General features: G+C 73.3%; 8 protein-coding genes. 3 read left to right on the top strand and 5 right to left on the bottom strand.

Translation table 11 applies throughout. The annotated features are described in order from the left end of the window. Positions 1-4: 4 nt before the first annotated feature. Positions 5-1,264 (bottom strand): MFS transporter, encoded by a 1,260-nt coding sequence (locus WMF45_RS25415; protein ID WP_437719405.1) that lies wholly within the window; start codon positions 1,262-1,264, stop codon positions 5-7. Positions 1,265-1,506: 242 nt separating this feature from the next. On the opposite strand from WMF45_RS25415, the gene WMF45_RS25410 reads away from it, so the two are divergent. Together WMF45_RS25410 and WMF45_RS25405 are read left to right on the top strand one after the other, a co-directional pair. Further along, positions 1,507-3,909 (top strand): hypothetical protein, encoded by a 2,403-nt coding sequence (locus WMF45_RS25410; protein WP_437719404.1) that lies wholly within the window; start codon positions 1,507-1,509, stop codon positions 3,907-3,909. A 47-nt stretch (positions 3,910-3,956) separates the two neighbouring features. Further along, complete coding sequence (locus WMF45_RS25405; RefSeq protein WP_437719583.1) at positions 3,957-6,176, top strand: hybrid sensor histidine kinase/response regulator; 2,220 nt, start codon at positions 3,957-3,959, stop codon at positions 6,174-6,176. Between the two features lie 110 nt (positions 6,177-6,286). On the opposite strand, the gene WMF45_RS25400 is transcribed toward WMF45_RS25405, so the two are convergent. From WMF45_RS25400 to hisS, 3 genes are read right to left on the bottom strand one after another with little or no spacing between them, the layout of a single operon-like run. Further along, the gene (locus WMF45_RS25400; RefSeq protein WP_437719403.1) at positions 6,287-6,898 is read right to left on the bottom strand and encodes a COMM domain-containing protein; all 612 of its coding nucleotides are present in this window, start codon (positions 6,896-6,898) and stop codon (positions 6,287-6,289) included. Beyond that, positions 6,895-8,679: a hypothetical protein gene (locus WMF45_RS25395; RefSeq protein WP_437719402.1), complete on the bottom strand. Its 1,785-nt coding sequence runs from the start codon at positions 8,677-8,679 to the stop codon at positions 6,895-6,897. The genes WMF45_RS25400 and WMF45_RS25395 overlap by 4 nt, the downstream gene beginning before the upstream one ends. Then, on the bottom strand, positions 8,676-9,938 hold the full coding sequence (gene hisS / locus WMF45_RS25390) for a histidine--tRNA ligase (RefSeq protein WP_437719401.1): 1,263 nt from the start codon (positions 9,936-9,938) through the stop codon (positions 8,676-8,678). Before hisS ends, WMF45_RS25395 begins: the two co-directional genes overlap by 4 nt. A 138-nt stretch (positions 9,939-10,076) precedes the next feature. On the opposite strand from hisS, the gene ruvX reads away from it, so the two are divergent. Further along, positions 10,077-10,502, top strand: a complete 426-nt coding sequence (gene ruvX / locus WMF45_RS25385; protein ID WP_437719400.1) for a Holliday junction resolvase RuvX — start codon at positions 10,077-10,079, stop codon at positions 10,500-10,502. A gap of 7 nt (positions 10,503-10,509) precedes the next feature. Here ruvX and WMF45_RS25380 read toward each other — a convergent pair whose 3' ends face one another. Continuing rightward, positions 10,510-12,078 carry a serine/threonine-protein kinase gene (locus WMF45_RS25380; protein WP_437719399.1) on the bottom strand — a complete coding sequence of 523 codons (1,569 nt, stop codon included), beginning with the start codon at positions 12,076-12,078 and terminating at the stop codon, positions 10,510-10,512. Positions 12,079-12,260 lie beyond the last annotated feature (182 nt).

Here is a 12,260-nt window from a genome sequence, read left to right as displayed (position 1 = left end):
GCCCTCACGCCGCCCGCAGCCTCCACACCGCGGGTCGCAGCAGCAGGAGCGGCGCTGCAAACCCCGCGATGACGAACGCCCAGACGGTCGCCTCCACGCCGATCCGCCCCGCAAGCCAGCCGGCCGCCAGGGTGCCCGCCGGCAGGAGCGCCCCGGTGAGCACATGGAGCGTGGCGTCGACCCGGCCGAGCACGTTCAATGGCAGCATAGATTGCCGGGCGCTCACCGCGTGGATCATGAACGCCATGAGGAACGCGTCTCCCACGAGCTGGTGCACCACGAGGGCAGGGACCGCGAGCCGTCCGAGCTGCGCCGCCAGCGGGATGAGCGCGCAGCCGGCCTGACTCATGAACAGGCTGAGGATCATCGCCGGCCCGGCGCCGAGGCGTCGGCCCAGCCAGCCCGCGAGGAAACTGCCGCCCAGCGCGCCGATGCCGCCCGCGCTGATGATCAGCCCGACCGTTGTCGTGTCCAGCCGCAGATGCTCCAGGAGATAGAGCATGTACAGCGCGGAGAAGACCCCGCCGAGCAGGAGGGCGTGGGCGGCCATCGCCAGGAACGTCGCCCCGACCACGGGGTGGCCCAGGCCGTGGCGCAGTCCCACCCGGAGATCCTCGACAAACGAGGCGCCCCCATCGCCTCCGCCGCCCGCGGGGACGGCCGGCGCCTCCGCCGCCCGGATGCGCCCGAGGAGCGCCGCCGACACGAGATACGACAGCGCGTCCACCACCATCGTCACCGGCGCCGTCAGCGCCTGGATCAGGATGCCCGCGGCGCCGGGGCCGGCGATCTCCGCGGCGGCCTCGGTCCCCTCCAGCCTGGCGTTTGCCTTGACCAGGTGGTCCTGCCCCACAAGCGCCGGCAAGTAGGCGTTGTCGGCGATCTGGAACAGCGACGTGGCCATGCCCACCAGCGCGGCCACCACGCAGAGCTGGAGCAGGGTGAGCGTGCCGGTCCAGGCCGCGATCGGGACCGAGAGGATCAGCGCCGCGCGCGCGAGATCCGCGCCGACGAGGAGCGGCCGCTTGCGCGAGCGATCGACGAGCCCGCCTGCGAAGAGCCCCACGAGGACGGCCGGCGCGGTGGACACCGCGGAGAGGACCGCCACGCCCGACGCGTCGGCCCCGAGGCTCACGATGGCGATCACGGGCAGCGCCGTGCGGCTGATGCGGCTTCCGACCGCGCTCACCGCCTGCGCCGCCCAGAGGCGCAGGAAGTCGGGATGGTGTGAGAGGCCGGCGGGGGGAGGGGACGGAGGGGACATCGTCTGGGGCGTGAGCAGAACAGAAACGAGGAGGGAAGGAGAAGCGCGCACTATCGAACGCGGCTGATCGGCGGCCATGCGATCACCGCGCACGGTTTCGTCGGATCCTCGGAAGACACCGCCCTCCTCCCCGGACCGTCCATCGAGAACGCAGCTCGCTGGATTGCGCCGGGGCGCCAGCATCCCGCTCGCCTCTCCGGGCAGGCGCGGCTACGAAGGCAGGCCTGGAGTTCCACGCGACCATGCCCACGCTGCTGCGTTCACCGGCCACCAGGCTCGGCGCCGCGCTCGTCGCGATCGCGATGGCGCTCGTCGGCTTCCTGCCCCTCTTCGACGGCCCCGGCTACGAGAGCGCGCTCGCAGCCGGCCTGATCGTCCCGGGCGCCGCGGCGATCGTGACCGCCCTCGACGTCGCCGCGCATCGGCCGCCGCCTGTCGAGGCGTTCCGTCGCGGCGTCGCGACCGGCGCCCTGCTCGCGGTCGTCGCGTACGCCACCACGCTGGCGCACGGCCTGCGCGCCGGCTTCTGCGACGTGCTCGGCGGCTCGGCGCACTTCGCCCTCGGACCCGGGCTCGGCGCGGCGCTCGGCGGCGCCTGGGGCGCCGTCGCGGGCGAGCTCGCCGCCGGCATCCGCCGCGACGACGCCGCGCCTCCCCGCCCGGCGTGGCGGCGCCGGCTCATCGCCGTCCTCGCGGCGCTCGCCGCCCCCCTCGGCGCGATCGGCGTGAGCGCCGTCCGCTTCTACACGAGCCCGATCGTCTTCGCCTACGACCCCTTCGCCGGCTTCTTCAGCGGCACCCTCTACGACACGGTCGTCGACGCGTCCGGGCTGCTGACGTACCGCGCCGGGACGCTGGCCACCCTGTTCGCCGCGTCGGTGCTCGCGAAGCACCTCGTGCACGACGCGGGCGGGCGGGTGTCGTTCCAGCTGCAGGGCCGGCCCGGGCTGCTCCTGCTCGGCGTCGCGAGCGCCGCGCTGAGCGCCGCGACCCTCCTGGAGGGCGCGCGCCTCGGTCACTTCCAGACCTCCGAGAGCATCGCGGCCGAGCTCGGTGCGCTCTCGAAGGGCCAGCGCTGCGAGGTCGTCCACCCGCGCGGCGTGCGTGAGGCCGACGTGCAGCGCTTCGTGCGCGAGTGCGACGCCCACATCGAGGCCGGCGAGCGCTGGCTCGGGGCGCCCGCGGTGGTCGACGGCCAGCCGCTCCGGGTCCGCGCCTACCTGTTCGAGAGCGCGGCGCAGAAGGGCGCGCTCATGGGCGCGTCGCGCACGTACGTCGCGAAGCCGTGGCGCCGCGAGGTGTACCTGCAGGCCGCCGGCTACCCGCACCCGACGCTCGGGCACGAGATCATGCACGTGCTCGCCGGCGCCTTCGCCCGCGGCCCGTTCAAGGTCGCCGGGCGGCTCGGCGGGTGGCTCCCCGACCCGGGGCTCATCGAGGGGATCGCCGTCGCCGGCTCGCCAAGGGAGGGCGAGGACCTGAGCCCGCGCGCGTGGGCCAAGGCGATGAAAGATCTCGGGATCTTGCCGCCGCTCGCGCGCCTGTTCGCGCTCGGCTTCCTCGCCGAGAACTCGTCGACCGCCTACACCGTGAGCGGCGCGTTCGTCGGCCACGTGCGCGCGACGTACGGCGCGGACGCGGTGCGCGCCTGGTACGGCGGCAAGGCGCTGCCGGAGATCACCGGCGCCTCGTGGGAGGTGATGGAGCGCGCGTGGCACGCCGATCTCGACGCGCTCACGCTCCCCGACGCGGCGAAGGCGCAGGCGAAGGCCCGCTTCGATCGGCCGGCGCTCTTCGAGCGGCGCTGCCCGCACGTGGTCGACGCGTGCACCCACGAGGCGGAGGAGCTCCGCGCGCGCGGCGACCACGAGGGCGCCATCGCCGCGTACCGGCGCGTGCTGTCGCTCGACCGGAGCCCCGCGCCGCGCATCGCCATCGCCGAGACGCGGCTCGCCAGCGACGCGCCCGGCGAGCGGAGCGAGGGGATCCGCGAGCTCGAGCGCATCGCCGGGGACGGGTCGATCCCGCGCCACCTGCGCGATCGCGCGGCGGAGCGGCTCGGCGACGTCGCGCTCGCTGCGGGCGACCGGGAGCGCGCGGCGGCGCGGTACGGCGAGGTCGCCGGCCGGCTCGTCGACGAGGACCGGCTCCGGACGCTCGACGTGAAGATCGCCGCCGCGAACGACGAGCGCGCCCGCGCGGCCATCGTCGAGCTGCTGATCGGCACGCGCGGCGGCGCTCCCGACAGGCTCCGTGCGGCGGAGCTCCTCGGCGCGTGGGCCGCGCAATCCCCCGGCGACGGCCTGCCGAACTACCTGCTTGGCCGCCATTACCTGAGCGACGGCCGCTTCGATGAGGCCGCCGATCGCCTGGATCGGGCGCTCGCGGCCCACCTGCCCATCCAGCGGGTCTGGATCGAGGCCGAGCGGCTGCGGCTCGTTGTCGCGTGCGGCGTCGAGGACGTCGAGACCGCCCGCAGGATGTTCGCCCAGTACGCAGCGCACGACGGGGCCGCCGGCATGGGGCCGGCCGTGAGCGAGGAGCGCCGGGACGCCGCCCTCCGCCTGCTCGAGCGCTGCGCCGGCGCGGCGGCCCGGCCTACGTCCCCGGCGACCGCGGGCGACCCGCCGGCCGGAGAAAAGTGAAGAATGCCTCTCGTCCCTGCGCGCTGACGTGGTGAGATGTCGTGGAAATGCACGCAGAGCCTGCGAGCGAGAGGGTTGGCCGCCTCGTCGCGCTGAACGCCGTCCTCACCGTCGTGGCCCGCCACTCGAACCTGCTCCTGCCGAGGCCGTTCGAGGAGCTCGCCGGGGCCGTCGGCCGGTTCGCCGCGTTCCAGCTCTTCGCGGTGGTGTTCCCTGAGCCGGAGGGCGGGCTCCGCGCGTACTCGGTCTTCCGGGGCGACGCGCTCGCCGCCGCGCCGTTCGGCGCGCGCCTGCCAGCGCCCGCGGCGCTCTTCCGGCGGGTGTTCGCCGAGGGCGAGCCGTTCTCCTGCGACGACAACCGCGCGGGGAACGCGCTCGCCCAGATGGGGGCCGGCGAGGGGTGCCTCTCGTACGTCGCGCTCCCGGTGCGGGCCGCGCCTCCGGGCGCCGAGCCCGGCCACCCCGCCGCGCGCTCCGGGCCGGCCGGCGCCGCGGCCGGCGGCTTCGGCTGCCCGATCATCGCGGCGCTCGTCGTCGGCTACGGGGACGCCGGCGCGGCGGCCTCGGCGCCGATCCCGCTCCTCGAGCAGATCGCCGACGCGCTCGGCGCCGGCCTGGATCGCTCGCTGCGCGTCGTCGCCGGGGAGCGCGAGGCCGCCGAGCGGCTGCTCAGGATCCGCGAGCTCGAGGAGCAGCACCGGAACCTCCTCGACAACGCGCCGCTCATCATCTTCCGGCTCGATCCCGAGTCCGGCGAGCTCTCGTTCCTGAACCGGCACGCCGAGCGGCTCCTGGGCGTGCCGGTGGCCGAGGCGCTCAGGACGCCGGGCTTCCTCGGGGAGGCCCACGCCGACCCGGAGGGCGTGATGTGCTTCGAGGACGCGGTCGCGCGGGCCAAGCTCGGCGCCCCGTCGGCCTCCTACGAGGCGCGCCTGCGGCGGCGGGGCGGCGACGCGATCACCGCGCGCGGCACGGTGTACCCCCTCGTCTCGGATCGCGGCCGCGTCGTGGCGATCGAGGGCGTCCTCGCGGACGTGAGCACCGAGCACGCGGCGCGCACGCGGCTCATCCAGGTCGATCGCCTCTCCACGCTCGGCACGCTCGCGGCCGGCGTGGCGCACGAGATCAACAACCCCGCGGCGTTCATCCTGCTCGGCCTGGACATGCTCGACCGCCTCCTGCGCGGCCCGAACGTGCGCATGGAGGGCAGCGCCGCCTCCAGCGCGTCGGAGCTCGTGAAGGAGCTGCGCGACTCGATCAAGCGCATCGTCGACATCGTCCGCGATCTCAAGCTGTTCGCGAGCCCGCCGCAGCCCGAGGGCTCGCGCCGCACGCTGACGGACGCGAACCGCACGGTCGATTCCGCGCTGAGCCTCACGCGCGGCCAGATCATCGAGCGGGCGCAGATCGTGAAGAACCTCACCGAAGTGCCGCCGATCCTCATGGATGACGGCCGGCTCGGCCAGGTCATCGTGAACCTCCTCGTCAACGCGGCCCAGGCGATCCCGAAGCCGGGCTCGAAGCACGAGGCCCGCGACCAGACGGTGACGGTCGAGACGCGGAGCGACGGCGAGACGGTCGAGATCGTGGTGAGCGACACCGGCGCCGGCATCGCGGAGGAGAACCTGCCGCGCATCTGGGCGCCCTTCTTCACGACGAAGGGTCCGGAGGTCGGCACGGGGCTCGGGCTGTCGATCAGCCGCGAGATCATCGAGCGCGCGGGCGGGCAGATCACGGCGGAGAGCCCGGTCCCGGGGCGCGTCCCGCCCGGCGGCGCGCGCTTCATCATCTCGCTGCCCGCGGCGGGGCGGACGGACGAGGCGACGCCGAGCGTCTCGCCGGTGCCGCGGCTCGTCTCGAAGCGGGTGCGGGTGCTCGTGGTGGAGGACGAGGCGTCGCTCGCCCGCGCGCTGTCCGATCAGCTGGGCCGCGTGCACGAGGTGGCGCTCGCGCCGAGCGCCGACGCCGCGATGGGGATGCTCGCGGGCGGCCAGCGCTTCGACGTTGTGCTCTGCGATCTGCGCATGCCCGGCATGTCGGGCGACGTCTTCTACACGCGGATCCGCGAGAGCGACCCGGTGCTGGCGCAGGGGTTCATCTTCATGACCGGCGTGGGCTTCGGCGCGGACGTCGAGCGGTTCCTCGCCTCGTCGGGCCGCCCGCTCCTGGAGAAGCCGTTCTCCGCCGAGGACGCGCTCTCCGCGATCGCCGAGGTCGTCTCCGCGAACTCCGCGCCCCGCCCGGAGGCGCGCGACAGCAGCAGGTAAGCAGCAGGTAGAAGCGCCCGCGCTGTCGCCAGCGGGACCTCACCGCCGTCCACGTTGCGCGCTCGCGATTCGACCGGCGCGCCCGCTGGAGCGCGCTGGTCACGGACAGATCAGCCGAGGAGCTGCGCGCAGATCTGCTGGAGCTCCCGCAGCAAGTCCGGGGTGGCTTGCAAGGTGATCCGGGAGCGGTGTTCGCCCTCCTGGTAGCTCAGCGTGAGCACGACGACGGGCGCCGCGATCTTCGCCCCGCGGCTCGCGGCCGCGATCGTGTCGACGCGCCAGTCGACGCCGGTGAGCAGCTTGCCATGGTCGAGCAGCGCGCCGCGCACGATCTCCCGCCGCACGACCGCTCGGGCCTGGTCGTAGCCGGCGAGCAGGATCGCCTGGAGCTCCTCGGCGCCCTCGCCCGGCGCGAGCGCCGCGAGGTCGGTCGCGAGCGCGGCGCGGTCGAGGTCGCGCTTGCTCGCCTCGCGGATGAGGAATCGGCACGCCTTGAGCACCCGCGCGAGCGCGTCGGGCGCGACCTCGTGCCGGCGGCAGAACGCGTCGAGGAGCCGCTCGACGGCGGCGGGCACCGGCTCGCCGAGGCTGGGCCCGAGCGCCTCCCAGAGGCGCTGCCGCGCGCCCTCGGGCAGCTCCAGGAGACGGCGCAGGTCGGCGGCGAGCTCCGGGGGCGGCGGCGCTCCGCCGAGGCAGCGGAGCTCGGCACCGCGCGGGTTCATTGGCTCAGCTTGATCGGGACGTAGAGCGCCCGCATCGTCGCCGCCGTGCCCGCGCGCGTGTACCCGGCGAGGCCGAACAGGACGTTCCACCAGTGACCTTCCGGGGTCTCGCCGTACGAGAACAGGGGGACGAGGTGGAACTCCCACTCCTTGCCGTTCCGCACCCGATGCTCCCGGTACACGGTGTTGAGCGCGACCTGCGTCACCGAGTTTGGATCCGCGAACCGGAAGAAGAACGGCAGGGCCACCGTGGTGCGCGACGTCGGCGACGCGAAGTCCCAGAGGAACGGCGCGGCGACGAGGTGCGTCGAGTCGCGGTTCCTCCCCGCGTAGAAGAACGGATAGATGTCCGTCTCCCAGCCGGTGAGATCCCGCGTGTGCCGCACGAGCGGCGTGAGCCACGTGGTGTCGCTCAACCCGTGGCGCTTGAAGCGGCCATAGAACGGGAAGAGCACGAGATCATCGCTGCGCGGCGAGGTGTTCCGGTAATAGAACGGGAGCAGGAACGTCCGCTCGAGATCGATGGACGGATCACGGTATTGCCAGAAGAGCGGCGTGATCATGTCGAGCTCCGTCCGCCCTCGGTAGCGAGCGTAGCCCCAGGTCGCGAAGGTGCTCTCGCCCTCCTCGCCGCGCGCCTTCAGGAAGAGCGGCGTGATGAGCAGGCTCTTGTTGCCCTCGTACCCGTAGTGGAAGAACGGGAACAGCGTCGTGCGATCGTGGTTCTTGCCCCAGCTGTGCCAGTAGAAGGGCATGATGTTGAACACGTCGCCCTTGCGGGAGTGCTGCCACATCAGCGGGCCCCACACGTTCGTGGAGCGGTCTCCGACGTCGCTGTAGTGGTAGTAGTGCAGGAGCGGCGGGATGACCTCGTACTCGCTGCTCTCGTCGTGGCCGTAGAAGTAGAGGGGGGCCAGGCCGAGATCGATCTTGTCGGCGGAGCGGGTGTCGCACGCGGGGCCGCCCTTCCAGCTGCAGTAGAGGGGGCCGATCAGGTTGAAGCCGCTCCGCGCCGTGTGGTGCGTGAAGGTCAGCAGGGGAGGGATGTGGAAGTAGCCGCTCCCGTCGTCGCGCTTGCCCTCGAAGAAGAGCGGCGCGAGCCAGTTGTCGTGCCGGCCCGGCTCCGCCGCCCGCCCGGGGCTCGCGGGGCGACCCTCGGACTCGCGGTGCATGAACGGGCCGACGATCGTCGTGTACGTGTTCTCGTCGCGGAGCTTCCAGAAGAAGGGGAAGAGCACGTCGGCGTCGACGTCCTTGCTCCGGCGGTTGTAGTAGAGCGGCGTCACCATCGTGGCGCGGTCGCCGGGCATCCGGCGCTCCGCCCACAGGGGGAAGACCGTCCTGAACTGGTAGCTGCCGCTCCGCTCGCTGTAATAGGGGCCGTACCAGTCGCGCTGGATCTCCGCGGCGCGCCCGCGCTCCCACTCGCCGACGTCGTTCGTGCCGATCTGCTTCTTGACCGCGGGCGGCACCGCCAGCGGGTCCTCCGGCAGGGTCGGCTCCTGGGTCTGGATCGGGCTCTCCTCGGACGTCGGCGCCGCGTGCGTCTCCGGCGTGCCGGGCGGCGGCTTCGGCGGCGCGCTCGAGGGCGGCGGCTGCGTCATGCCGGGCTGGCCGAAGCCGAGCTGCGCCGCCGCGACGGACGGCGCGGCGAGCGCGGCCAGCGCCGCGGCGAGCGACAGCGCCGATCCCGCGCGCCGAGCGCGGCCCCGCACCTCGCCCGCCGGCGCGCCGAGCGCCCCTCGCGAGCAGCCCTGCGCTCCCATCGCCTCGGAGGTCAACGCGCTCCTCGCTGGCCGCCGGGCGACGCCTCGAGGGCCCGATCCGCGAGCACACGCGCCGCACCCTCCAGCGGGATCTCCTCCTGCACGTGCGCCACGAGATCCTTGATCTGGAGCACACCGCGCTCGATCTCCGCGTCGCCCAGGATCACGCAGAGCCGCGCGCCGAGGGAGTCCGCGCGCCGGAGCATCGCCTTGAGCCGCCCGCCGCGCCCGTCGAGCTCGACCGGGACGCCGAGCGCGCGCAGCTGCTTCGCCAGCAAGAGCGCCTGATCCGCGCCGCTCTGGCCGAGCGGGGCGAGGAAGCAGCCGGGCCTCCGGCGGGGCGAGGCGCCGGGCATCATCGTGAGCAGCCGCTCCATCCCCATCGCGAAGCCGATCGCGGGCACGCTCGGCCCGCCGAGCCCCGCGACCATGCCGTCGTAGCGGCCGCCGCCCGCGAGCGTGCTCTGGGCGCCGAGATCGCCCGCGGTCGCCTTCACCTCGAAGAGCGTGCGCGTGTAGTAGTCGAGCCCCCGCACGAGCGACCGATCGACGACGTAGTTCACGCCGAGCACGTCGAGGCAGCGGCGCACGCCCTCCCAGTGCGCCCGGTCCGCGTCGTCGAGCAGATCGAGGATCGACGGCGCGTCGCGCGACACCTCGTGATCGCGCTGGTCCTTCGAGTCGAGGATGCGCAGGGGGTTCTTCTCGAGGCGGCGCTGCGAGTCCTCGCTGAGCTCGGCCTTGCGCGGCGTGTAGTGGGCGAGCAGCGCCTCGCGGTAGCGCTCGCGCGTGCCCGCGCTGCCGAGCGAGTTCACGTGCACGACGAACTCGCCGACGCCGATGTGCTGCAGGAAGCCGGCGACGAGGTCGATCGTCTCGGCGTCGCAGAGCGGCCCGGGATCGCCGAAGAGCTCGCAGCCGGCCTGGTAGAACTGGCGGTAGCGCCCCTTCGCCGGCCGTTCGCCGCGGAACATCGGGCCGAGGTAGTACCAGCGGGTGACCGGCTCCTTCGCGTGGACCGCGTGCTCGACGTAGGCGCGCGCGGCGCCTGCGGTGCCCTCGGGGCGGACGGTGAGCTGATCGCCGTGGCGTTCGAAGGAGTACATCTCCTTCTCGACCACGTCCGTCGTCTCCCCCATCTGGTGCCGGAAGAGCTCCGTCGGCTCGAGCAGCGGCGTGCGCACCTCGGCATAGCCGTGGAGCTCCGCGTGGAGGCGGAAGGCCCCCTCGAGCTTGTGCCAGCGCTCCACCTCTTCGGGGAGGATGTCGTTCATCCCCCGTACCGCGCGCAGTTCCATCGCGCGGCGCTTATGGTCGGTGCTGGCGAGCGGGTCAAGCCGGTCGGATGCTTCCGGGTTACGCTCGGGTCTCGCCGGCGCGTCGCCCGAGGACTATGGGGTCTTTCCAGAGGCATGGCGAAGGCGAAGACACGCGCTGCGGCGATCGATCTTGGGAAGGCCCGCGTGGGCGTGGCGGTGACCGACGAGCTCGGGCTCTACGCGCACCCGCGGCCGCTGCTCGACGGGCGAAACCGGAAGGCGCTCCTGGAGGCCCTTGCGGCGCTCGCTCGGGACGAAGGCCTCACCCGGTTCCTCGTGGGGCTGCCGCTCGAGATGAACGGGGACGAGGGGCCCGCCGCGCGGCGGGCGGTGGCCTTCGCGCAGGCGCTGGCGGACGCGGCCGGCGTCGAGGTGGAGCTCGTCGACGAGCGGCTGACGACGGTCGAGGCGGCACGGCGGCTGCGCGACGGGGGCGTCTCGGGGCGGAAGAGCAAGGAGCGCGTCGACGGCGCGGCGGCGGCGCTGCTGCTCCAGGCGTGGCTCGACGGACGGCGGTAGGGCGGAGCTAGCGGCTCTCGCTGCGGAGCAAGAGGTACGCGCCGGCGGCGCCGACAGCGCCGACCGCGAACAGCACGACGTCCCACATGGGCCACGCGACGCCGGCCGCGCGCCGGAGGACGACGGCCTCCACAACCCGGACGAGCAGCGACGCGAAGCCGTACGCGCACAGGCCGACCACGATCGGCCGGCGCAGGTTGTCGGCCAGATCGACCGCCTTCATGCTGTTGTTCCAGACGGTCTTGCGCACGTGGCTCGCGCTGATCAGCGCGGGGGTGATCAGCGCGAAGCCGATCCCGGACGCGAGCAGGACGGCCTCGAGGCCCGTCAGGTTGTCGGTCACCTGGCCGCCGCGCGAAAGGCGGATGATCGCGGTGACGAGCGTGACCAGGCTGCCGGCGACCCAGAAGAGGCCGAGCGCGAAGAGCAGCAGGATGAGCGGCCTCGCCATGCTCACCTGCTGCGCCTGGCGGAGCTGCATCGTCGGCGCCACGCGCGGCGCCGACGGCATCGACACGCGCGGCCCGGGCGACCCGGGGGCGTCGAGCTCCTTGGGCTCGGCCTCGCTGGTGTCGTAGAGCGCGAGCTCCGCGTCGAGCTCCTCCATCGTCTGGTACCGATGGCCGGGCTCCTTCGCCATGGCCCGCTGGATGATCATCTCGAGCGGCTCGGGGATGCTCGGCTCGAGCGAGCGCGGGCGGGGCGGGTCCTCGGTGAGGACCGCTGTGAGCGTCGCGGTCGGATCGTTGCGGTCGAACGGGCGGCTGCCGGTGAGGGCGCAGTAGAGGATCGCGCCGACGGCGTAGATGTCCGCACGGTGATCGACGCGCTCGCCGCGGGCCTGCTCCGGCGCCATGTACGAGGGCGTGCCCATGATCATGCCGGTCTGCGTGAGCGCGGCGCCCGGCGCGTCGTCGACCTTGGAGATGCCGAAGTCGATCACCTTGGCCGTCGGCATCGCGAGGTCGCCGGTGAGGAACACGTTCTCCGGCTTCATGTCGCGGTGCACCACGCCCTTCGCGTGGGCCGCGGCGAGCGCCTTGCAGATCTGCCGGACGATGCGCACGGCGGGGCCGGTCTTCATCTTGCCGGCCTCGTTGAGGTAGTCGGCGAGCTCCCTGCCTTCGAGGAACTCGTTCACGAGGAACGGCCGGCCCTCCGCGGTGCGGTGGACGTCGAAGACGGTGACGACGTACGGGCTCTGCACCGCGGCCGCGGCCTCGGCCTCGCGCTGGAAGCGCGAGATCACCTGGGGCTGCCGCGCGAACTCCGGGTGCAGCATCTTGATGGCGAACCGCTTGCTGGAGATCCGCGTGTGGCGCGCCTCGTAGACGCGCCCCATGCCGCCCTCGCCGACGACGCGCACGACCGTGTACGTCTCGTTGAGCGTCTTGCCGACGAGGTCGTCGCGGAGCGCGTCGTCCTCCGACTCATCGAGCGTCGCGGCGTCGCGCGGGCAAACCCTGAACTCGGCCGGGTACCGGACCCCGCAGGTGGGGCAGACCTTGGGGGTCGAGTTGTCGCTCCCGGAGGTCGGGAGCGCCGTGGCGGAAGCGGAAGAGGAGAGGCTCGTCATCGCGTTCGCGATATGAAGGTCCGACTGCGAGCCGCGCGCGTCCGACTGCGGTCGGGAGGCTTCGTCGGGGGGCCGCATGGTGCCGGGCATCGCCGACCGAGGGTAACCAATCGGCCGTTCTGGGGGTGACAAATCGCGCGGCCCGCGTCGACCGCGTTGACGGACCGAGGCACCTGCGTATA

It is taken from the genome of Sorangium sp. So ce448 (assembly GCF_051520915.1).
Taxonomy (GTDB): Bacteria; Myxococcota_A; Polyangia; order Polyangiales; family Polyangiaceae; genus Sorangium; species Sorangium cellulosum_B.
This window is presented reverse-complemented; position numbering and strand designations above follow the sequence as displayed.